The sequence below is a fragment of the Halobacillus seohaensis genome, from assembly GCF_042663045.1.
Lineage (GTDB): Bacteria > Bacillota > Bacilli > Bacillales > Halobacillaceae > Halobacillus_A > Halobacillus_A seohaensis.
The window spans coordinates 20850-42540 of sequence record NZ_JBHSZV010000037.1 but is presented as its reverse complement, the minus strand read 5'-3'; the positions used below and the strand labels follow the sequence as shown (position 1 = coordinate 42540).

The following is a 21691-nucleotide window of genomic DNA, read 5'->3' as shown; positions in this document are numbered from 1 at the left end:
TAGTAAAATAGAGAGACAAGACAAACCACGAAAAATAGGGTGAATTTATGAGCGAACGCATTGAAATATCCACTGAATACATTCAACTTGGTCAATTCTTGAAATTAAGTAATGTTGTTGAATCAGGTGGAATGGTGAAAATTTTTCTAGCAGAATTTGAAGTCTACGTAAATGGTGAACGAGAGCAACGCCGTGGACGAAAACTTTACCTGGGAGATAGTGTTGAAATTCCTGAATTTGGAGTTTATGAGGTTGCCCGAGAAGATTAACGGGCTTCCTACTTTTTATGTATATTAACGAACTGTCAATGCGATCATTTAGAAATTATGATCAGCTCTCATTGACTTTTGACCATACCATTAATGTCATTATTGGTGAAAATGCCCAGGGGAAGACCAATTTAATGGAAGCCATCTATGCTTTAGCTTTCACTCGATCTCACCGAACATCTCGTGACAAAGAACTCATACAATGGGACGCAGAGTATGCTAAAATAAAAGGTAGTATATATAAAAGAAATCGACGTTTCCCTCTTGAAATTATCTATTCCAAGAAAGGGAAAAAAGCGAAACTCAACCATATCGAACAAAAGAGGCTTAGTGATTATATTGGCGCATTAAATGTCGTCATGTTTGCACCTGAGGATTTGAACCTAGTAAAAGGGAGCCCTCAGGTGCGTCGTCGGTTTATTGACATGGAAATCGGTCAAATCCAACCAAGATACATTTACCATTTAGGACAATTTCAAAAAGTGCTTAGGCAGCGAAACCACTTACTTAAGGAACTGCAGAGAAAACCATCAGCTGATCGAACGATGTTAAGCGTATTAACCGATCAGCTGATTGAACATGCCGTAACGATCGTTGAACGGAGGTTCAAATTTCTCCAATTGTTAAGAACGTGGGCTATTCCAATCCATGGAGGAATTAGTCGTAACCTTGAAACGCTTGAAATCTCCTACGATGCTAGTGTGAAAGTATCAGAGGATATGGATTTGGAAACAATAAAAACAAGCTTTGAAAAAAAGTTTATCGATATAGAGTCTAAAGAAGTCGACCGCGGGACTACCTTAGCTGGACCTCATCGGGACGATTTAGTTTTTTATGTAAACGGTAAAGACGTGCAAACGTTTGGTTCTCAAGGCCAACAACGAACAACCGCTTTGTCTTTAAAATTGGCTGAAATTGAATTGATTCATAGTGAAGTTGGTGAATATCCCATTCTATTATTAGACGATGTCCTAAGTGAACTGGATGATCATCGACAGTCACACTTACTTCATACCATTCAGGGGAAAGTTCAAACGTTTGTATCAACAACGAGCATCGAAGGAATTGAACATGAAGCATTACAAGAAGCGGAAATTTTTCATGTGAAAGAAGGTACGATTGAAGTTCAGAAATGAGGTGACACATTGTTCATTCACATTGGTGAAGATCACGTGATCCAGTCGAAAGACGTTGTAAGCATTATAGATTATAGTTTATTAAGTTCTTCTTCAATAGTTGAGGAAATGGTTTTTAACCAACGTAAAAATAAACGGGTCATAGAAACTGAAGAAAATGCTGCTAAATCTATTGTTATCACGATTGATTATATTTATTTTAGTCCACTATCTGTTTATACGTTGAAAAAACGAGCGAATATGATGTCAACACTCAATAGAATTGAAGATTATACAGATGAATCCGAAGTTTAAGCATATACCACTTGAGAAATGTAGGTGAGGTACCATGAAGGAAGATATTTTAGAAGGACAGCAGACCTATGATGAGAACCAAATACAGGTGCTTGAAGGACTCGAGGCTGTACGTAAGCGTCCTGGTATGTATATTGGTTCTACCAACGAGAGAGGTCTTCATCACTTAGTTTGGGAAATCGTTGATAACAGTATTGATGAAGCAATGGCTGATAATTGTGATCAAATCCAAGTTATTATTGAAGAAGACAATAGTATCACGGTTACCGATAATGGCCGTGGTGTGCCTGTTGGAATGCATGAGAAAGCTGGTCGTCCAGCTGTAGAAGTTATTATGACCGTTTTGCATGCCGGTGGTAAATTTGGCGGTGGAGGTTATAAGGTTTCCGGAGGACTACATGGTGTAGGTGCCTCTGTTGTTAATGCGCTCTCTTCTAAACTAGAAATCTTCGTTCACCGTGATGGGAAAATTCACTACCAAGAATACCACCGCGGGATTCCCCAAGAAGATTTAAAGGTAATTGGCGATACAGAAATCACAGGAACCCGTATACAATTCACACCAGACATTGAAATCTTTTCTGAAACTCAAGAATATAACTATGAAACACTAGCAAACAGAATTCGTGAGCTTGCCTTCTTAAATAAAGGGTTAACAATTACGTTAGAGGATAAGCGTGGTGACGTAGAGCCAAAAGAATATTACTATGAGGGCGGAATTGTGTCCTATGTTGAACATCTAAACAGAACACGGGAACCTCTTCATGAAGCCTTTTTTATTGAAGATGAGCAGGACGGAATCTCTGTTGAAATTGCCATGCAGTACAATGATGGCTTTGCAAGCAACCTATATTCTTATGCAAACAATATTCATACGTATGAGGGCGGAACTCATGAATCAGGTTTTAAAACAGGGTTAACCCGAGTGATTAATGACTATGCTCGTAAAAGTAATATGTATAAGGAAACAGATCCGAATTTAACCGGTGATGACGTGCGTGAAGGGTTGACCGCGATTATTTCCATTAAACACCCTGATCCTCAATTTGAAGGACAAACGAAAACGAAATTAGGTAATAGTGAAGCTCGGACCATTACTGATTCCTTATTCTCAGAAGGATTATCGAAATTTTTATTTGAAAACCCTGGTGTAGCTAAAAAAGTGGTGGAAAAAGGTTTAATGGCTTCAAGAGCTCGTATGGCTGCTAAAAAAGCCCGAGAGCTTACTCGACGCAAAAATGCCTTAGAAGTTTCTAACCTTCCAGGTAAACTGGCCGACTGTTCTTCTAAAGATGCCAGAATATCAGAATTGTATGTTGTAGAGGGTGATTCTGCCGGTGGATCCGCCAAACAAGGACGCTCTCGTCATTTCCAAGCGATATTACCGTTACGAGGGAAAATTATCAATGTGGAAAAAGCACGCCTAGATAAAATTCTTTCAAATAACGAAATTCGAACGATCATTACAGCGTTAGGAACGGGCATTGGGGAAGAATTTGATATTACGAAAGCTCGTTACCATAAGATCGTTATTATGACAGATGCGGACGTTGATGGTGCCCATATTCGTACACTTCTACTCACCTTCTTCTACCGTTACATGCGTCCATTAATTGAATATGGCTATATCTATATTGCCCAACCTCCTCTCTATAAAATACAACAAGGGAAAACGGCTTATTATACCTATAGCGATAAGCAATTAGATAAGATGTTAGGAGAATTACCAAACTCTCCTAAGCCTGGCGTGCAACGTTATAAGGGTCTTGGTGAGATGAACCCAGAACAGTTGTGGGAAACAACAATGGATCCGGACACACGTACGCTTTTGCAAGTAAACCTTGAAGATGCAATAAGTGCAGACGAAACGTTTGATATTTTGATGGGAGATAAGGTAGAACCACGTCGTAATTTCATTCAAGAAAATGCACAATACGTAAAGAATTTAGATGTATAAGAGATCGGGCGGCATTGTAACAACTACTAGATAGAAAAATGTGTAGCCCCTGCAGGTAATAGGAGGTAATGAAATGGTCGATCAACCCGAACGCCAGCGCGTTGAGGAAGTCAATATTAGCCATGAAATGAGAACTTCATTTCTTGATTACGCTATGAGTGTAATCGTGGCTCGTGCACTTCCTGATGTTCGTGATGGTTTAAAACCAGTACACCGACGGATTTTATATGCAATGCATGATTTAGGTATGCATTCAGATAAAGCCCATAAGAAATCAGCCCGTATTGTAGGGGAAGTTATAGGTAAGTATCACCCACACGGAGATTCAGCAGTATACGATACGATGGTTCGTATGGCTCAAGATTTTGCCTACCGAAATATGTTGGTTGATGGTCACGGAAACTTTGGATCTGTAGATGGTGATGCAGCAGCTGCCATGCGTTATACCGAAGCACGTATGTCCAAGATTTCGATGGAGATACTGCGCGACATTACCAAAGATACTATTGATTATAATGATAACTATGACGGAACAGAAAGAGAGCCTGTCGTTTTACCAGCACGATTCCCAAACTTACTCGTTAATGGAGGGTCCGGAATTGCAGTTGGAATGGCTACAAACATACCGCCTCAACAATTAGGTGAAGTTATAGATGGAGTGCTGGCTGTAAGTAAGGATCCAGATATTAGCATCCAGGAGCTAATGGAAGATTACATTTACGGTCCAGACTTTCCTACTCATGGCCAAATCCTTGGACTTAGTGGTATTAGAAAAGCCTATGAAACTGGGAAAGGCTCAATTACTATTCGGGCAAAAGTCAATATCGAAGAACAAAATAACGGTAAATCCCGATTAATTGTTACAGAACTTCCTTATCAAGTAAACAAAGCACGCCTTGTTGAAAAAATCGCGGACTTAGCCCGAGATAAAAAGATTGATGGCATTACAGATCTTCGTGATGAGTCAGATCGTACAGGTTTACGCGTCGTCATCGAACTTCGCAGAGATGCTAATCCAAATGTGTTATTAAACAATTTGTATAAAATGACAGCCCTTCAAACCTCATTTGGTATTAATGTTCTGGCTCTAGTAGATGGTCAGCCGAAAGTACTAAACTTAAAACAGTGTTTAGAGCATTATCTAGAACATCAAAAAGTTGTAATCAAACGTCGGACAGCCTATGAACTTCGTAAGGCAGAGGCACGTGCTCATATCTTAGAAGGTTTACGAATTGCATTAGATCACTTGGATGAAGTGATTAAGCTGATCCGTGCTTCTCAAACAACTGAAATCGCACGTAATGGTTTAGTAGAACGTTTCGGCCTTTCTGAGAAGCAATCTCAGGCCATCTTGGATATGCGTTTGCAGCGCCTTACAGGTCTAGAACGTGAAAAGATTGAAGATGAATACCGAGAACTCATCAAAGTGATTGATGAACTGAAAGCTATATTAGCTGATGAAGAAAAAGTTCTTGAGATCATTCGAGAAGAGTTGCTTGACATTAAAGAACGCTTTAATGATGAGCGACGCACTGAAATTCTTCTTGGAGGTACTGACTTCATTGAAGATGAAGACTTAATTCCTGAAGAAACCGTAATCGTTACATTAACCCACCAAGGCTATGTGAAACGTCTTCCAGCGAGTACCTACCGTTCCCAACGTAGAGGTGGACGCGGTATTCAAAGTATGGGAACCCATGAAGAGGATTTCGTCGAACACTTATTATCAACGTCAACTCATAATACACTGCTATTTTTCTCAAATAAAGGCAAAGTATACAGAGCTAAAGGTTATGAGGTACCTGAATTTAGTCGAACAGCCAAAGGCATTCCAATCATTAATATGCTAAATGTTGAACAAGATGAGTGGATTAATGCAGTGATCGCTGTCGAAGACTTTGTCGATGATTGGTATTTCATTTTCACAACAAGAGATGGAATAACGAAGCGGACAAGCATTTCCCAATTTGCGAATATTCGTAAAGGTGGACTAATTGCTCTCGGTCTTCGTGAGGATGACGAGCTAATCTCGGTGAAGCTGACAGATGGCAAGCAGGATATTATGATCGGAACACAAAATGGATTTGTGATTCGATTTAATGAAGATCAAATTCGTACCATGGGCCGTACAGCTGCTGGTGTAAAAGGAATCTCGCTTCGTGAGGATGATAAAGTCGTATCAATGGAGATTATTGATAATGACTTACAAGTCTTAACCGTAACTAATAAAGGCTTTGGTAAGCGGACACCAGCTGATGATTACCGGATAACCAATCGTGGTGGTAAAGGAATTATCACATGTAATCTAACAGAGAAGAACGGTAAAGTGGTAGCGACTAAAGCTGTAACCGGAACCGAAGATGTGATGATTATTACTGCTCAGGGTGTCCTCATTCGAATGTCTGTTGAAAGCATTTCTGAAACGGGTAGAAATACGCAAGGTGTACGCCTGATTCGTCTTCAAGATGAGGAAGAGGTAGCTACAGTTGCCCGTATTGAGTCTGAGAAAGAACAGGAAGAAATAATAGAAGAAGCAATTGAAGCTGGAGAATCAGCAAATGAACAAGATCTTGAGCAAGAACCTGAACAAGACCCTGAAGAATAAGAGAAAAAAAAGAAAAAGTCGTCTGTCGATTCTAGCGGCAGAACGGCTTTTTCTTACATAATAAAAGAGGTGTGAACGTATGGAAGTACATCCATCCCAACTGGAACCTGGCTGTATTATCGTTAAAGAAATTATGGGAAAAACTAATCAACCGATTATTCCTAAGAATACGGTACTTCATCCTTTACATATTTCTGTTTTACATAAATTTATGATCGAAAGCGTTGAAGTTGGGCCTAAATTATCGAATGGAAGTCCATTTCTACCACAAGAACGAACAACCTCTGAACCATCAGAATCTTATCCAAAAAAAGCTTCACCAGAAAAGGATATCCCCTTTAGAGATTACTACTTAGAAGTCGTAAAAAACTACCAGCAATGGTTTGAACGCTGGCAAGGTGGATCCCCTCTTGATATGCATGAAATACGAAAGTTTATGGTGCCCCTGATAGAAAAGGCTGTAAAGTCGAATAGAGAAGTCTTTACCTTGCACCATTTTTCTTCAGATGATCATTATCAAGAACATCACAGTGTTGCTATGGGTTTAATCTCAGCATTTTTAGCTTCGAAGCTTGGATATTCTCGTGGAGAATGGATACAGGCCGGTTTGGCGGGATTGTTGAGTGACTGTGGAATGGCTCGAATTGATGCCAACACAGTAAATCAGAAAGGTTCACTAAGTAAAAAAGAATATGAAGAAGTGAAAAAGCATGCTACTTATTCTTATCGATTAGTAGAGAATGTTTCTTCCCTTGGTAACTATGCAAAGCTAGGTATATTACAGCATCATGAACGTCTAGACGGTAGTGGTTATCCGCTTGGCTTAAGACAAAATAAAATTCATCGTTTTAGTCAAATTATTGCGGTTAGTGATATGTATCATGCGATGACATCAGAAAGAATATATCGAAGAAAACAATCACCATTTAAAGTGATAGAAGAAATATTACAAGAACAATTTGGCCGTTATGATCATGAAGTCATTCAAGTATTTGTTAAGCAAATGGCTAATTATTCTACAGGGACAAAAGTTAGGCTAACGACCAATCAAATGGCTGAAATCATTTTTATAGAACCCGGTAGTCCGACAAAACCTATGGTGCGTCTGCAAGAGACAGAAGAAATTATTCACCTTAAAGATCAGACTAATATTCATATAGAAGAAATATTTGATGGATAAAGACCAGTTGGCTTAATTGGACTGGTCTTCTAACCATGAGGATATAAGATTAGCAATTTGAGTTGGCATACTCTCAAGAAAGTGTAGAATGAAAACATAATCTTCACGATCTCTTAATTTATCCATTTCCCCCCACCATTCCCCTTCATAACGTACGAGCATACTTAGGTTATAGAGAACAGCAAACATTGCCATTAAATCTGGGAAAAGTGAATGGCTATCACTTGTATTTTCCTTATAATTATATATGTCCTTCATGCAGGGAAGTGGTTTAAGTAATTCATTCATGGATACCTTATTAGGGAGAGAAGTCATATCGAATAAACTTTTAGCAGCAAAAGGGAAAAGACCTTGAGGTTGAATGCGTACGTCATCTTCTAAAAAAAGGTAATGTTGCTTTTTTCGTTTACGTGTAGATAACCCATGTGCAAGAACTTTGGCTGAAGCCGGATAATTGTGATCCACTACTAAAATACAGCTTTTTAAATAGTGGGTTAGACTATAGTAGTAGAGTAAGGGTTGTACGCTAAAAGGAGTTTGTGCAGCGGCTTTCAAGTATTCTTCTCCTAATTGAAGTCCATAACTGAAACGTTCTGCATTTTCGTAGGCCAGTAATTTCGCCTGTTCTCCTTCTGTTATTTGGTATTTTTTCATTAAGAATTTTCTTGTATGGGAAGTAGCTTTTAAATACGTTAAAAAGGTTTGATTTGAATTCGGCAAAGTTGTACTCCTTTCTTTCTTCTAGGGTGTGTGAAATCTTGTTGTTGATTTATGTTATAAAAAATATTGTTGCTTTATTAGGGAAGTTGCTTATCTTGTCTCGTTAAAGCCCTCTGTTTTAAGGCCAGTATTGTTGAAGACTCGGTTTTGAGATAATGCGACTGTTCCGTCATCGGTATGAGGAGAAGGTGGTCGGGGAAATAACTCGCTTTCCGTGGGAGTACGGTGAGCCTCCTTGGACTTCGTCCTGCGGTAGTCTCACCATGTCCTCTAATCCCACAGGAGTCTCGTCATTTCCCCGACCACCTTGCCATGAAGAAGAGGGACGGAACATCAACGAATCTTAGAAATAGCCATGTAGCCATTGATATAACAGCACTTTTATCCTCTGTTTTTATTATGGAAGAAGGCCCCCCATTCGATTCTGTTCGTGAAAATTAAGGAGGGAGGGCAGGGAAAACAGGGAGACTCCTGCGGGAAAAGCGGACTAGACGAGACCCCACAGAGCGAAGCTCGAGGAGACTCGGCGTCTGCCCGCGGAAAGCGAGCTGTTTTTCCTGCCCTCCCAAACTCCATACGGCAAACGGATCTTCTTATTATTAAACAGAGGGCTTTGTTGAATAAACTTCGCCTCTATACTCGGGAGACTATCAACATTAACGCCATAGCCATTTTCTACAAAGAATGGAATTGTTTTTTTGTCTTGAAAAAGGTAATTCATTGTCGTATTGTAAATAACAATAAGAAAGTATAAAACCTTACCCACTTACTTTACCCATATGGACCTAAACTATTTAAGGAGAGGATTAAGCATGCGTGAAGACAAGTTTACAAAAGAAGGATTAACGTTTGATGATGTTCTATTGCTTCCAGCAAAATCTGACGTCTTACCTCGTGATGTATCTTTAGCAACTGAACTATCACCTACTTTAAAATTAAACACACCTATTCTGAGTGCTGGGATGGATACAGTTACGGAAGCTCCAATGGCAATCGGAATGGCCCATCAAGGAGGGCTAGGTGTCATTCATAAAAATATGTCGATAGAAGAACAAGCTGAGCATGTGGACAGGGTGAAACGCTCGGAAAGTGGCGTTATTTCTAATCCTTTTTTCTTAACTCCTGAACACCAAGTGTATGATGCTGAACACTTGATGGGAAAATTCCGTATATCCGGAGTACCGATAGTTAATAACAATGAAGAGCAGAAGCTTGTTGGAATCATTACCAATCGTGATCTTCGGTTTATGGTTGATTATTCTCGTAAGATTAGCGATGTCATGACTCGAGATAATCTTGTGACCGCGCCTGTAGGAACAACATTGGATGAAGCCGAACGAATTCTTCAACAATATAAGATAGAAAAGCTTCCCTTAGTCGACGATAACAATTCTCTCAAAGGGTTAATTACAATAAAAGATATCGAAAAAGTAATCGAATTCCCTATGGCAGCAAAAGATTCACAAGGACGTTTACTTGTAGCTGCAGCTGTAGGCGTGACCGCTGATGCTATGACAAGAATTGATAAATTAGTGGAAGCTGGTGTAGATGCTTTAGTTGTTGATACGGCTCACGGACATTCTCAAGGCGTGATTGAACAGGTCAAAAGAATTCGCAATAAATATCCTCAAATAAATATTATTGCTGGAAACGTAGCGACACCTGAAGCAACTCGTGAATTGATCGAAGCAGGTGCTGACGTAGTTAAGGTAGGAATTGGGCCAGGGTCCATATGTACGACACGAGTAGTAGCTGGCGTAGGTGTACCACAAATTACAGCTGTGAATGACTGTGCAATGGAAGCATCTAAACATAATATTCCTATCATAGCTGACGGTGGAATTAAATATTCAGGAGATATTGTAAAAGCGATTGCTGCAGGTGCACATGCAGTTATGCTTGGCAGTTTACTTGCAGGTGTTTCCGAAAGTCCAGGAGAAACGGAGATCTTTCAAGGACGACGCTTCAAAGTTTACCGTGGTATGGGATCTGTTGGGGCAATGGAGTCGGGCTCGAAGGATCGTTATTTCCAAAGCGAACAGGAATCGAAAAAACTGGTTCCTGAAGGGATTGAAGGGCGTATGCCTTATAAAGGGCCTTTAGGCGATTCGATTCATCAATTGCTTGGTGGATTACGTGCAGGCATGGGGTATTGCGGCACTAAAGAAATTGAATCCCTACGTAACGATGCCAAATTTACTAGAATTACAGGGGCAGGAATGAGAGAAAGCCATCCTCATGATGTTCAAATCACGAAGGAAGCACCAAACTACTCCATTTGACCCTCAAAATAAAGTATAGACAGGGACTTTTCCCTGTCTATTTTTTTGTATAGGCATGTGGTAGAATAACTAAGATGTATATTATATTTCGTGGAGGTTGAGAGAGTTGAAACAAAGATTACAAGCATCAATGGCCGTGGGGATGGTCCTTGTTTTAAGCATATTTACCGTTTTGGGGAATCCTGCCCATACATACGCAGACACGGTAGATATTGAAGCAGATTCAGCCATTTTAGTGGATGCAGAATCAGGAAAAATTTTATACGAAAAGAATTCTGATTTAACATTACCTCCAGCTAGTATGGTAAAAATGATGACAGAATACCTTGTATTAGAAGCTATTGATAAAGGTGACATAGAATGGGAGACAACGACGCAAATAAGTGATTATCCATATAGTATATCTGCTGATCCTTCTTTTTCAGGGGTTGGTCTGACTCAGAGTCAAGATTATACAGTGCGTGAACTTTATGAGGCAATGGCTATTAATTCTGATAACGCAACATCTATTGCTTTAGCTGAATTAATAGCTGGTTCTGAAGGCGATTTTGTAAAAATGATGAACGACAAAGCTGAGGAACTAGGTATGACTGATTATGAGTTTGTAAACTCTTCCGGACTTGAAAACAGAGACCTAGGGGATAATTACCCAGAAGGAACGGAACAAAGTGATACCAACTTGTTATCTGCTCGTTCATCAGCTATTTTAGCTTATCACTTAGTTAATGACTATCCTGAAGCATTAGAGTTTTCCTCTGTCCCGACAACAAATTTTGATGGTCAAGAAATCAGAAACTGGAACTGGATGCTTCCAGGGATGCCAGGTCAACTCGCACAGTTTAGTTATGAGGGATTAGATGGATTGAAAACAGGCTATACCGACCTTGCAGGATATTGTTTTACAGCGACGGTTGAACGTGATGGACAACGTCTTATTTCGGTTGTAATGAAAACAGGTAGTGAAGAAGCACGATTTGCAGAAACAAGAAAGCTTCTTGATTATGGACTAGAACAATTTAATCAGCAGGAGCTCTTTCAAGCGGGACATCAAGTCGATGGCCACTCAACTCTTGATGTTTCTAAAGGCAAAGAAAATTCTGTAGAGTTAGAAACGGCATCAAGCATTGCAGCTCCTGTGAAAAATGGAGAAGAAGACCAATATGAAGTGAATGTTAAACTATCTGAAGACGTTTTAGATAAAAACGGAAACTTACAGGCTCCATTTGAAAAAGGGCAAAAAGTTGGTACAGCTGAGCTTGTTTATAATGGAGAGGAAACGTATAGTGATCTACAAACAGGGGAGCCTCTACGTACAGAAGTGGATGTAGTGACAACGTCTGGTGTAGAAAAGGCTAACTGGTTTATGTTATCAGTAGGTGCTATTGGAGATTTCTTTAGTGATATTTTTGCAAGTGCTGTTAATACAGTAAAAGGTTGGTTCTAAGAAAAAAATCAGTTAATTTAATAGGATTTAACGCTTGTATAAGGTACAATAGACTATAGGAAAAAAGTCTAAAAAATTAAAATGAATAAAATATAGAACACTCAGGGAGGAAGGAATTATTATGGCTCAAACAGGTACGGATCGCGTAAAGCGCGGAATGGCAGAAATGCAAAAAGGTGGCGTTATTATGGACGTCGTAAACGCAGAACAAGCAAAGATTGCTGAAGAAGCGGGTGCTGTTGCCGTCATGGCTCTAGAACGTGTTCCATCAGATATTCGTGCAGCTGGTGGCGTAGCACGTATGGCTGATCCAACAATTGTTGAAGAAGTGATGAACGCGGTATCTATTCCCGTCATGGCAAAGGCACGTATTGGTCATATTACGGAAGCCCGTGTTTTAGAATCTATGGGTGTCGATTATATCGATGAAAGTGAAGTTCTAACACCTGCGGATGAAATTTATCATATTAAGAAAGATGATTATACTGTACCATTCGTTTGCGGTTGCCGTAACATTGGCGAAGCGTCACGTCGTATTCGCGAAGGAGCCTCTATGTTGCGTACTAAAGGTGAACCAGGAACAGGGAATATTGTAGAAGCTGTCAGCCACATGCGCCAGATTCAATCTCAAATTCGTCAACTTCGCGGAATGTCTGATGATGAGATAATGGTCTATGCAAAAGAAAATGGTGCTCCATTCGATCTTCTTTTAGAAATCCGTGAAGAAGGTCGCCTACCAGTTGTAAACTTTGCAGCAGGTGGAATTGCAACACCATCTGATGCATCACTAATGATGCAATTAGGAGCGGACGGAGTGTTTGTTGGATCAGGAATTTTCAAATCTGACAACCCTGCCAAATTTGCTCGTGCTATTGTAGAAGCAACTACTCACTATGATGATTACAAATTAATTGCTGAATTATCTAAAGGTCTTGGTACTGCCATGAAAGGATTGGAAATGAATACACTCAATCCAGAACAACGCATGCAGGACAGAAGTCAGTAAATGGTGGAAAATGGTTAAGTTAAGTAAAAGGAGACATGCATCATGACTACGATTGGTGTGTTAGGGCTTCAAGGAGCTTTTCGTGAACACATCCGTTCCGTAGAAGCATCTGGAGCAACAGGTATTGTCGTTAAAAAAATTGAACAATTGAAAGAAATCGATGGGTTAATTATCCCAGGGGGCGAAAGTACAACAATTCGCCGCCTGATTGATAAATATAACTTTCTCGAGCCCATTCGTCAGTTCGGAAAACAAGGAAAGCCCATATTTGGAACGTGTGCTGGATTAATTTTGTTAGCATCTGAAATTGATGGATCGTCCAATGTTCACTTAGGACTCATGGATATTCGTGTCCATCGTAACGCTTTTGGGCGACAGCGCGAAAGCTTTGAGGCTCACCTTGATATTGAAGGTGTGGCTCATCAGTATAATGCGGTCTTTATTCGAGCACCCTATATTGAAGGGGTAGGAGAAAAAACGTCTATTTTAGCAACTTATGAAGGCAATATCGTTGCAGCTCAGCAAGAAAATTTCTTAGCGTGCTCTTTCCATCCAGAACTCACGAATGATCATAGAATTACTGATCATTTTGTGAAAATGGTAGAAAAAGCTAAAAAATCTCTTGCAACTTTATAAGTAATCCGTTACCCTTATGTGAAAGATGAAGTTGACTTCATTTTATAAACGTACATTTTAAACGCGATGATAGGAAATAGTAACAAATCATTCTTTCTTAAGAGAGTCAGTGGTTGGTGGGAACTGATGAAAGGATAATGTGAATCCATCCTTGAGCTATTTACCTGAAACGAGTAATAGGGTAAATCGGTCCTCACCGTTATGAGTAAGCCGGAAGGTCTCGTACCTTTAATCTGGGTGGTATCGCGGGAATTGATTAATCAAACTCTCGTCCCTTTATTTCAAGTAAAGGGACGAGAGTTTTTTATTTATTTGGCTATGTTAAACGTTAATGTTGATATTTATTAGAGGGGGAAGGTCTAATCAATATCGGGCAGGGTTTTGAAGACTCGATTCCAAGAAGATGATAGGGAGTCGTTACCTCGTTGTCACTCCCTATGGGGTCTCGCCTAGATCATTCTCCCGCGGAAGTCTCGTCGTCGTTTCAAAGATTCGATTGTGGAGGATACGTAGCCTCTCAACTAGGGCTATTATCAACAACAACATTTATCACAGCCAAAATTAAAGGAGGAATCATAAATGTTAGACTTGAAATATTTGCGTCAAAACTTTGAAGATGTGAAGCAAAAGCTTCAAAAAAGAGGAGAAGATTTATCAGAACTTGATACATTTGGAGATTTAGATCTACGCCGACGTGAACTGATTCAGGAGACTGAAGAACTAAAAGCTCGTCGGAATGAAGTCTCTAAGGAAATCTCTTTGTTAAAAAAGGAAAAGCAGAACGCTGATGAAAAGATTAAAGAAATGCGTGAAGTTGGGGATCGCGTTAAAGCATTAGATACAGAATTAAAGCAGGTGGAAGAGCGTCTTGAGACACTATTGCTTTCTATCCCGAATATTCCACACGAAAGCGTCCCTATAGGCGAGGATGAAGAGGATAACATAGAAGCTAGAAAATGGGGCGAGATACCTAACTTTGACTTTGAAACGAAGCCTCATTGGGATGTGGCAACAGATCTAAATATCTTAGATTTTGAAAGAGCTGCTAAAGTAACAGGAAGCCGCTTCGTCTTTTATAAGGGTCTAGGGGCTCGTCTAGAGCGTGCCTTATTAAATTTTATGATGGATCTCCATTCAGATAATCATGGCTATCAAGAAATGCTTCCACCTCAACTAGTCAATCGTACGTCTATGACAGGTACAGGGCAATTGCCGAAATTTGAAGAAGATGCTTTTAAAATAGAAGATTGGGATTATTTCCTTGTTCCAACAGCTGAAGTACCGGTTACAAACTTTCATCGTGAAGAGATCTTAAAAGAGGAAAACTTGCCGCAGAAATTTGTGGCTTTTAGTACGAATTTCCGTTCTGAAGCAGGATCGGCTGGTCGTGATACACGAGGGTTAATACGTCAGCATCAATTTAATAAAGTAGAGCTTGTTCAGCTAACGAAACCTGAAGACTCTTACGATGTATTAGAAGAGCTTACTGGGCATGCAGAGAAGGTATTACAGCTGTTGGAGCTTCCCTATCGAGTAATGAGCATGTGTACAGGAGACTTAGGTTTTACGGCAGCTAAAAAATACGATATTGAAGTTTGGATTCCTAGCAATGATACGTATCGTGAAATTAGCTCATGTTCGAATTTTGTGGACTTCCAAGCGAGACGGGCTGGGATTCGATTCCGTCGTGAGGAAAAAGGAAAACCAGAATTTGTTCATACTCTAAATGGATCTGGCTTAGCACTTGGCCGTACAGTTGCTGCCATTTTAGAAAATTACCAGCAAGCTGATGGTTCTGTTGTAGTCCCTGAAGTACTCCAACCATATATGGGTGGTAAAGAAGTGATTCAATAAGTGACAGTACGAGCCCTCTTAAGGTCTATTGATCCTAAGAGGGCTCATATAAAATTTTTCTTAGAAATGTCTTCTATTATTGACGGAAGATATGCGAATTAGTATACTTATTAAGTGGCATTAGGTGTACAAAACATTTTTTGAAAAAAGTACACTAAATTATTGACGAAATATCTTAACCATGATATATTATATATTGTCGTCAACAGGGAGGGGTACCCAAGTTTGGCTGAAGGGATCGGTCTTGAAAACCGACAGGGGCTTCACCGCCCGCGGGGGTTCGAATCCCCCCTCCTCCTCCATTTTTAATTACAATCGCGCATAAATATTGGAGATTAATAGACAAAACTCGTTACCAAGTGTAACGAGTTTTTATTTTGTCTTAAATTTTGAAAGTGGATGCGGTTTTGTTATTTTCAAGGGATCATTTTCTTGTCACCTTCATTATTCAGAAAAGGTACATATATCTGGGAGAAATGGTAGGAACAGCATCATGGTTCCGTTGTTAAGGAGATCAGGGGAAATGATTGAACGGTCAACCGTTCTCACCGTGAGTGTTTTCCGTAGGGTTCTCAATGTTCACCTTCCTATCGTTGATGAACGACATTTCTCAAAAGGTATAAAAGACACTAGAAAATTCCCAACCAAACAAAAAATCCTATTTCAGACAACATCTCATGATATTGAATATCTGCATAAGAGCAACATTATAGAAAATGCTCCGAGCTTTTTGCTCGGAGCATTTTTAATGTACCAATATATATTTATCCTGTTGATTGGTACTTGTTAACCAGTGACACTTGGTGTTTGATTACGTTAACAAATGACTAGAGCGCCATTTGCGTGACTGTTGGATAAAGTGCCCTATTTTTTCTAAGACAGGTTCAATACTTGATTGATCATTCAATACATCGTAATCTGCGATATTTAAACGAAGCACTGGACAGGCATTAAAATTGTCGATCCAATTCTCGTAACGTTTGAACATTTCTTCCCAATATTCGACAGGTGTCTGTTGTTCCATTTCCCGGCCTCGGTCTTTAATACGAGTGATAACGTCATCAAATGACCCTTCCAAGTATATAAGTAAGTCCGGATGTGGAAAGTATGGAGTCATAACCATAGCATCAAACAAATTAGTATAAGTGTTATAGTCAACTTCAGACATCGTACCCTTCTCATAGTGCATACGAGCAAAAATTCCTGTATCTTCATAAATTGAACGATCTTGAACAAAACCACCGCCATATTCGAAAATTTTCTTTTGCTCTTTGAAGCGCTCGGCAAGAAAGTAAATTTGCAGGTGGAAACTCCATCGTTCAAAATTATTATAAAATTTATCAAGATATGGGTTTGTCTCAACTTTTTCAAAGGAAGTTCTGAAATTAAGGGCTTCAGATAATGCATTTGTCATCGTAGATTTACCTACTCCGACGGTACCTGCAATAGTGATTACACTATCGTGTGGAATTCCGTAGCGTTCACGTGCGTTCATTTAATAACTTCTCCTTTATTCAAATGATGTTGAACTTGATCAACGATATAGTCTAGATCTTTTTGATGCTTCACGAAGTCAAGATTGTCGCCATTGAGACGAATCACAGGGATATCTGGGTGAGTAGCTTCAAAGCGGTTCATAACATCATCATAATCCTGTGATAATTGCTGTAAATAAGATGGTTGAATATTAGCTTCAACATCACGATTGCGTATTCTGATCCTCTCAAGAAGAGTATCGAGACTTGCATGTAAATAAACTACCATATTAGGTTTAGGCATATCATGTGTGAGTATCTCAAAGATTTGATCATATTTGTGAAATTTCTCTTCTCGTAACGTGCGACGTGCAAAAATCATATTCTTTAAAATGTGGTAATCAGCGACGACCGGTTTTCCGAGTTTTAAATAATCCCTATCTACGTCTTCTAGCTGTTTTACTCGATTACATAGGAAGAACATCTCAGTTTGGAAGCTCCATTCATCTATATTATCGTAAAACTTGCCTAAAAACGGATTCTCCTCAACGATTTCCTTCAACAATTGAAAATCAAACTGGGAGGCGAGTTTTTTAGACAGAGATGTTTTACCAACCCCAATGGGCCCTTCGACAGCTATGAAAGGTAATTGTCCCATCTTTCTCCTCCTTATATATAGGCGAAACAAAATTCGATACGTTTTGACAGACAAATATCATTTTACCACACCGAGAAACATGAAGTAATGATTTCGAGGGCATTTTAGTAGAAATTACTTTTAAATTAAGGAATACTTTTGTATAATAGGATAGGTGCGCCCCCGTAGCTCAGGGGATAGAGCATCGGTTTCCTAAACCGTGTGTCGCAGGTTCGAATCCTGCCGGGGGCATTAATGTTTTAATAGCAATATTTTTATTTGCAAAGTTGGTCGTTTGAGCACACGGTCTATATCTCCTATATTGAGTGGCACGTAAGCCCTCTTCCGTTTTCGTAATATAGAATTCGGAAGGGGGCTTTTGACTGTGGAATGAAATTAAATGAATTTATTTAAACGATTTTCTACTTGAATATCTAGTAGATAAGGACAAACGTTCTCACGCTATCAGAAAGAATGAGTACGATAAAATAGAAGGCAGGATATAAGGACTACTAACGAAATTAATTCAATTATCCTAGTCTTCAATTGTAAATAGAGGTGGTGAGAGCCTTGGAAAATGAAATCATGCACCAAGTATTACTTTTTGCTACACTACTTAGTCCATTTGTAGCAGGAAGTGTTCAAATGGTGAAACGAACCGTTACCTTGCCTAAAAATTATGTCCCTTTGCTCAGTACAGGGACAGGTTTACTACTTGGAGCTTTAGCTTTTCCGTTAACAGATATGGATTTGATGCTTCGATTATGGGCTGGAGTAGGTGCAGGATTGTCAGGTACGGGTTTATTTGAAATTATAAACCGCAGGGATGGGTATACGAATTGTTCAAAAGGAGATCAAGAAAGTGAGTAAATTAATTGCGTTAGATGATGGCCATGGTATGGACACTCCTGGAAAGAGATCGCCATATATTGATTCACTAGGTCGTTCAATTAAGGAGAATGAGTTTAATCGAGAAGTGGTTAAGTTTTTGGATCAAGAGTTAAAACAATGCGGATTTGATACGTTATTGGTAGCCCCAACTGATCAAGATACCCCCTTAACGGTGAGAACAAACCAAGCTAATCAATCTAATGCTGATGCCTATATTGCCATCCATTATAATGCGTTTGATGGGAGCTTTGGCAGTTCGAGTCCTTCAGGTATCTCTCTTCATGTGTATAACGGTCATAGAAATCAAGAAGCTGGAAAACTAGCAGAATCTATCGCTAAATATTTGAAGTTGGGAACAAAACAGAACTACCGGGGTATCATTGAAAATAACTTTCATGTATTGCGTGAAACTACGATGATAGCTGTGCTGAGTGAGAATGGCTTTATGGATAACGAAAGAGAAGCTTTGCTTATGCTTAACAGTGACTTTCAAAGGGAAGTAGCAAGCGAACATGCCCAAGGGATTTGTGAATATTTCGGAGTAGAATATGTAAATGGATCAGCTCCTTCTCCGCCTCCACAAAATGAAGCAATCGAAGACTCGACAGTCGTAGAGGAACCAACATCTTTAACGGGAGCTAGAGTAGAGTCAATTTATCGTGGAAGTGACCGTTTGAATTTCCGATCCAAAGCTACATGGAGTGATCAGGATATTGTAGGAACCTTTGGTTATGGGGAAGGTTGGATCATTCGTCGATTGCTGAAGGTAGAGGGGAGTTATCAATATGAGGTCAAAAATTCTAAGGGGGCTGTTTATTATATTACAGCAAGCCAAAGGTATGTGAAAGTTATTGGAAACAACATACCTTCTTCAGCAGATGCCATTGTGCCCTATCCAGGTAAGGCTCTTCAATTAGGATCGAGTGGAAAAGATGTTCAGCGAGTTCAACGAGCTGTTCAAGTAACTGTTGATGGATCATATGGCCCGATAACCAGGGATGCTGTTAGAGCTTATCAGAGTCGTCACGGCTTACAGATAGACGGTATTGTTGGACCGAATACTTGGAATGTTTTGTTTTAAGATCAAAAACTGGATCTATTCTATAGATCCAGTTTTATTTTTACTATCTTGGTGATAAGCAAAGGTTTATAAAAACTTGAGATGATCAAAATGCTGCTAAATGTACACTCTGCTACTCTACTTTTGAAGCATTTATAATTTCCCATATCTTCTTCAACTTTCTTAAATCTTCTTCTTTACAATGTGAAAGACTGACATACCATCTTTGCAATTCAGGATCGCTAATCAAGGAGTCTAAGTCCTGATTGGATATTTCTCGCTGTGATTGATTCGTCATTCCCGTTAGCCAATCAATGGAGACTTCATACAGTGAAGCTAAGGTCGTCAACATTTTTGTATCCGGTTCTCGATAGTTTCGTTCATAACCGGAGAGCCTGGAATTAGAAATGGCCAAGTTGCCACAAACATGGGTTTGCGACCAACCTTTATTCTCGCGTGCCTGTTTTAATCGTTCCCCTAATGAAGCCATGTATCTCACCTTTTAATTATAGTGTCATTTACAAAAATTATACTATAATTTCACGAAACGTGGAAATATTTCCGCGAAGTGTTAAATTAATCGTTGACTTATGCGAAACGCACAAATATAATGTGTTAAAGGAGTTACGCGAATCGCGCAAAAATAATCATAACTGTTGTTCGTACTCTTGATTTAAAAACTAATGAGAAGGTGAGTGGGTTAATGATGGCTTATTTAATTGCTCTTGATGATGGACATGGAAAAAACACCTCAGGAAAACGAACGCCTTATATTGATCATTTAGGACATTCAATTAGGGAAAATGAATTTAATAAACAAGTTGTAAAATATTTAGATACCGAATTAAAGCGCAACGGTTTCGACACATTGCTTGTAGCACCAACAGATGTGGATACATCACTTTCAAAAAGAACAAAACGGGCGAATAACGCGGGAGCTGATGCCTACGTTTCTATTCATTATAATGCTTATGATGGAAGTTTCACGGGATCTAATCCAAGTGGTATTGAACTCTATGTGTACCCTGGAAACCTAAATCGTAAGGCAGGTAAACTTGCTTATCACATAGGAAGTTATTTACGGAAGGGAACCAAGCAAAATTACCGAGGAGTTAAAGAGGCAAATTTTCAAGTGCTTCGTGAAACTAATATGGCGGCTGTGCTATCAGAGAATGGATTTATGGATCATCCAGATGAAGCTATGCTTATGATGGACGCTGAATTCCAACAGGAGGTGGCCATTGAACATGCTAAAGGGATTTGTGATTTTTTTAATGTTTTGTATGTACGAGAACAAAGTGAAGCTTGGTTTATTGGCCGGCGGGTAGAATCCATCTTTGATGGAGAATTAAGATTTTATAATCAACCCTCTTGGTCTGATACTGATGTCGTAGGTTATCTAAAAAAAGGGTATGGTTTTCCTGAAATTACAGCACGGGTTCCCGTGGGTGGTGGCGACCAATATAAAGCTGTCAACTCTAGCGGGGCAGTATTTTACGTTACAACGAGTGAAAAATATGTTCAAGTTATATAATGAAAAAGCTATGTTAAACGTTCATGTTGATAGTTGCCGTAAAAAAGGTCCTGTTATATTACTGAGTAGTTCCGATACCGTGGAGAAAATCTAAAACACACTATGTTTAGCACCATAAATATCAGCTTCGAGAGATGTTGTTTCCGTTATGGTTGAAAGCGTTTGGAGGTCCGGGAAATCACTCGCTTTCCATGGGCATGTGGCGAGCTTCCTCGGGCTATCGCCCTGCGGGATCTCACCAATCATGTTCATCCCAGCTCTTACGCCTTATAAGGACGAAGGCTACATCTAGTTCATCAATCCTATCGGGCGTTATCCAGCTCCAGCGCCTAGCGGCTAGTGAGACTTCCCTCGCTTCTGTACGATAAGTCAACATCGAATCACGATGTTCTTTGTGTTTCCTTTATCTCCGACAGCTCAGTCCAGTCCATACGCCGCTGACCAAGGCGCCTCCGCTTTTAAAAGTGGAGTCTCGCGATTTCCTGGACCTCCTTGCCATTGTGAGGCAGACGGAAACCTCAGTAATGGGTTCTTCAAATTGTAGGTTATTCATAGATGGGAGTTTGCAACTGCACACTTGTTCCATATGGTGTAGCGAACACAGAAGACGACTCAGGCAGTAGGCCCGTTCATTAAAAGCAAAGGATGGGTGGATAGGAAACGGGGAGCTTCCCAAACCCCCATTCGATGTGTGAGAAACGAATCCCTTTC

The 21691-nt window shown here is 39.7% G+C and carries 20 protein-coding genes, 2 tRNA genes and 1 other annotated feature; of the genes, 18 read left to right on the top strand and 4 right to left on the bottom strand.

Features of this window, described 5'->3' with window-relative positions:
- Positions 1-47 precede the first annotated feature (47 nt).
- The 6 genes from yaaA to ACFQIC_RS14520 all read left to right on the top strand — a co-directional run bounded on the left by yaaA (position 48) and on the right by ACFQIC_RS14520 (position 7441).
- Complete coding sequence (gene yaaA, locus ACFQIC_RS14545; protein WP_204711564.1) at positions 48-269, top strand: S4 domain-containing protein YaaA; 222 nt, start codon at positions 48-50, stop codon at positions 267-269.
- A gap of 17 nt (positions 270-286) precedes the next feature.
- Complete coding sequence (gene recF, locus ACFQIC_RS14540) at positions 287-1405, top strand: DNA replication/repair protein RecF (RefSeq protein ID WP_204711562.1); 1119 nt, start codon at positions 287-289, stop codon at positions 1403-1405.
- Positions 1406-1414: 9 nt separating this feature from the next.
- Positions 1415-1699, top strand: a complete 285-nt coding sequence (gene remB, locus ACFQIC_RS14535; RefSeq protein ID WP_204711561.1) for an extracellular matrix regulator RemB — start codon at positions 1415-1417, stop codon at positions 1697-1699.
- A 34-nt stretch (positions 1700-1733) separates the two neighbouring features.
- Positions 1734-3656 carry a DNA topoisomerase (ATP-hydrolyzing) subunit B gene (gene gyrB / locus ACFQIC_RS14530; RefSeq protein ID WP_204711560.1) on the top strand — a complete coding sequence of 641 codons (1923 nt, stop codon included), beginning with the start codon at positions 1734-1736 and terminating at the stop codon, positions 3654-3656.
- 73 nt (positions 3657-3729) lie between these two features.
- On the top strand, positions 3730-6261 hold the full coding sequence (gyrA, locus tag ACFQIC_RS14525; protein WP_204711559.1) for a DNA gyrase subunit A: 2532 nt from the start codon (positions 3730-3732) through the stop codon (positions 6259-6261).
- A 79-nt stretch (positions 6262-6340) separates the two neighbouring features.
- A complete protein-coding gene (locus tag ACFQIC_RS14520) occupies positions 6341-7441 on the top strand; it encodes an HD-GYP domain-containing protein (RefSeq protein WP_204711558.1) in 1101 nt (366 codons plus the stop codon).
- Between the two features lie 12 nt (positions 7442-7453).
- On the opposite strand, the gene ACFQIC_RS14515 is transcribed toward ACFQIC_RS14520, so the two are convergent.
- Positions 7454-8161 carry a YaaC family protein gene (locus ACFQIC_RS14515; RefSeq protein ID WP_204711557.1) on the bottom strand — a complete coding sequence of 236 codons (708 nt, stop codon included), beginning with the start codon at positions 8159-8161 and terminating at the stop codon, positions 7454-7456.
- A 312-nt stretch (positions 8162-8473) separates the two neighbouring features.
- Between ACFQIC_RS14515 and ACFQIC_RS14510 the strand changes: the two genes are divergently transcribed.
- From ACFQIC_RS14510 to ACFQIC_RS14475, 8 genes are all read left to right on the top strand, one after another.
- Positions 8474-8602, top strand: a complete 129-nt coding sequence (locus tag ACFQIC_RS14510) for a hypothetical protein (protein ID WP_390217294.1) — start codon at positions 8474-8476, stop codon at positions 8600-8602.
- A 371-nt stretch (positions 8603-8973) separates the two neighbouring features.
- Entirely contained in the window at positions 8974-10443 is a 1470-nt protein-coding gene (guaB, locus tag ACFQIC_RS14505; protein WP_204711556.1) for an IMP dehydrogenase, read from the top strand.
- A 106-nt stretch (positions 10444-10549) separates the two neighbouring features.
- Positions 10550-11887 (top strand): serine hydrolase, encoded by a 1338-nt coding sequence (locus tag ACFQIC_RS14500; RefSeq protein WP_390217292.1) that lies wholly within the window; start codon positions 10550-10552, stop codon positions 11885-11887.
- A gap of 121 nt (positions 11888-12008) precedes the next feature.
- Positions 12009-12893, top strand: a complete 885-nt coding sequence (pdxS, locus tag ACFQIC_RS14495; RefSeq protein ID WP_204711555.1) for a pyridoxal 5'-phosphate synthase lyase subunit PdxS — start codon at positions 12009-12011, stop codon at positions 12891-12893.
- 42 nt (positions 12894-12935) lie between these two features.
- Positions 12936-13529, top strand: a complete 594-nt coding sequence (gene pdxT, locus ACFQIC_RS14490; protein ID WP_204711553.1) for a pyridoxal 5'-phosphate synthase glutaminase subunit PdxT — start codon at positions 12936-12938, stop codon at positions 13527-13529.
- Positions 13530-13586: 57 nt separating this feature from the next.
- Positions 13587-13808 (top strand) — a binding site (T-box leader).
- Positions 13809-14108: 300 nt separating this feature from the next.
- Positions 14109-15383, top strand: coding sequence for a serine--tRNA ligase (gene serS, locus ACFQIC_RS14485; protein ID WP_204711551.1), 1275 nt, complete (start codon positions 14109-14111; stop codon positions 15381-15383).
- A gap of 209 nt (positions 15384-15592) precedes the next feature.
- Positions 15593-15685: transfer RNA gene (locus ACFQIC_RS14480), tRNA-Ser, on the top strand.
- A 221-nt stretch (positions 15686-15906) separates the two neighbouring features.
- Positions 15907-16173 carry a hypothetical protein gene (locus tag ACFQIC_RS14475; RefSeq protein WP_204711549.1) on the top strand — a complete coding sequence of 89 codons (267 nt, stop codon included), beginning with the start codon at positions 15907-15909 and terminating at the stop codon, positions 16171-16173.
- A gap of 21 nt (positions 16174-16194) precedes the next feature.
- On the opposite strand, the gene ACFQIC_RS14470 is transcribed toward ACFQIC_RS14475, so the two are convergent.
- Positions 16195-16878: a deoxynucleoside kinase gene (locus ACFQIC_RS14470; protein WP_204711546.1), complete on the bottom strand. Its 684-nt coding sequence runs from the start codon at positions 16876-16878 to the stop codon at positions 16195-16197.
- Positions 16875-17516, bottom strand: coding sequence for a deoxynucleoside kinase (locus ACFQIC_RS14465; RefSeq protein WP_204711544.1), 642 nt, complete (start codon positions 17514-17516; stop codon positions 16875-16877). Before ACFQIC_RS14465 ends, ACFQIC_RS14470 begins: the two co-directional genes overlap by 4 nt.
- A gap of 158 nt (positions 17517-17674) precedes the next feature.
- Between ACFQIC_RS14465 and ACFQIC_RS14460 the strand changes: the two genes are divergently transcribed.
- The 3 genes from ACFQIC_RS14460 to ACFQIC_RS14450 all read left to right on the top strand — a co-directional run bounded on the left by ACFQIC_RS14460 (position 17675) and on the right by ACFQIC_RS14450 (position 19467).
- Positions 17675-17747 (top strand) — tRNA-Arg (locus ACFQIC_RS14460).
- 318 nt (positions 17748-18065) lie between these two features.
- Positions 18066-18365, top strand: a complete 300-nt coding sequence (locus ACFQIC_RS14455) for a holin (RefSeq protein ID WP_390217289.1) — start codon at positions 18066-18068, stop codon at positions 18363-18365.
- Positions 18358-19467, top strand: coding sequence for an N-acetylmuramoyl-L-alanine amidase (locus ACFQIC_RS14450; RefSeq protein WP_390217287.1), 1110 nt, complete (start codon positions 18358-18360; stop codon positions 19465-19467). The genes ACFQIC_RS14455 and ACFQIC_RS14450 overlap by 8 nt, the downstream gene beginning before the upstream one ends.
- A 112-nt stretch (positions 19468-19579) precedes the next feature.
- Here ACFQIC_RS14450 and ACFQIC_RS14445 read toward each other — a convergent pair whose 3' ends face one another.
- The gene (locus ACFQIC_RS14445) at positions 19580-19936 is read right to left on the bottom strand and encodes a helix-turn-helix domain-containing protein (RefSeq protein ID WP_204711540.1); all 357 of its coding nucleotides are present in this window, start codon (positions 19934-19936) and stop codon (positions 19580-19582) included.
- Between the two features lie 213 nt (positions 19937-20149).
- Between ACFQIC_RS14445 and ACFQIC_RS14440 the strand changes: the two genes are divergently transcribed.
- Positions 20150-20980, top strand: a complete 831-nt coding sequence (locus ACFQIC_RS14440) for an N-acetylmuramoyl-L-alanine amidase family protein (protein WP_204711538.1) — start codon at positions 20150-20152, stop codon at positions 20978-20980.
- The last annotated feature ends 711 nt before the right edge of the window (positions 20981-21691 follow it).

Excerpts from the sequence above, each read along its gene's own strand:
- ACFQIC_RS14475 (WP_204711549.1), top strand. The coding sequence starts at position 15,907 with ATGATTGAACGGTCAACCGTTCTCACCGTGAGTGTTTTCCGTAGGGTT.
- pdxS (WP_204711555.1), top strand. The coding sequence starts at position 12,009 with ATGGCTCAAACAGGTACGGATCGCGTAAAGCGCGGAATGGCAGAAATG.
- pdxT (WP_204711553.1), top strand. The coding sequence starts at position 12,936 with ATGACTACGATTGGTGTGTTAGGGCTTCAAGGAGCTTTTCGTGAACAC.
- guaB (WP_204711556.1), top strand. The coding sequence starts at position 8,974 with ATGCGTGAAGACAAGTTTACAAAAGAAGGATTAACGTTTGATGATGTT.
- ACFQIC_RS14465 (WP_204711544.1), bottom strand. The coding sequence starts at position 17,516 with ATGGGACAATTACCTTTCATAGCTGTCGAAGGGCCCATTGGGGTTGGT.
- yaaA (WP_204711564.1), top strand. The coding sequence starts at position 48 with ATGAGCGAACGCATTGAAATATCCACTGAATACATTCAACTTGGTCAA.
- ACFQIC_RS14440 (WP_204711538.1), top strand. The coding sequence starts at position 20,150 with ATGATGGCTTATTTAATTGCTCTTGATGATGGACATGGAAAAAACACC.
- gyrB (WP_204711560.1), top strand. The coding sequence starts at position 1,734 with ATGAAGGAAGATATTTTAGAAGGACAGCAGACCTATGATGAGAACCAA.
- ACFQIC_RS14520 (WP_204711558.1), top strand. The coding sequence starts at position 6,341 with ATGGAAGTACATCCATCCCAACTGGAACCTGGCTGTATTATCGTTAAA.
- gyrA (WP_204711559.1), top strand. The coding sequence starts at position 3,730 with ATGGTCGATCAACCCGAACGCCAGCGCGTTGAGGAAGTCAATATTAGC.
- ACFQIC_RS14470 (WP_204711546.1), bottom strand. The coding sequence starts at position 16,878 with ATGAACGCACGTGAACGCTACGGAATTCCACACGATAGTGTAATCACT.
- recF (WP_204711562.1), top strand. The coding sequence starts at position 287 with ATGTATATTAACGAACTGTCAATGCGATCATTTAGAAATTATGATCAG.
- ACFQIC_RS14510 (WP_390217294.1), top strand. The coding sequence starts at position 8,474 with ATGAAGAAGAGGGACGGAACATCAACGAATCTTAGAAATAGCCATGTA.
- ACFQIC_RS14445 (WP_204711540.1), bottom strand. The coding sequence starts at position 19,936 with ATGGCTTCATTAGGGGAACGATTAAAACAGGCACGCGAGAATAAAGGT.
- serS (WP_204711551.1), top strand. The coding sequence starts at position 14,109 with ATGTTAGACTTGAAATATTTGCGTCAAAACTTTGAAGATGTGAAGCAA.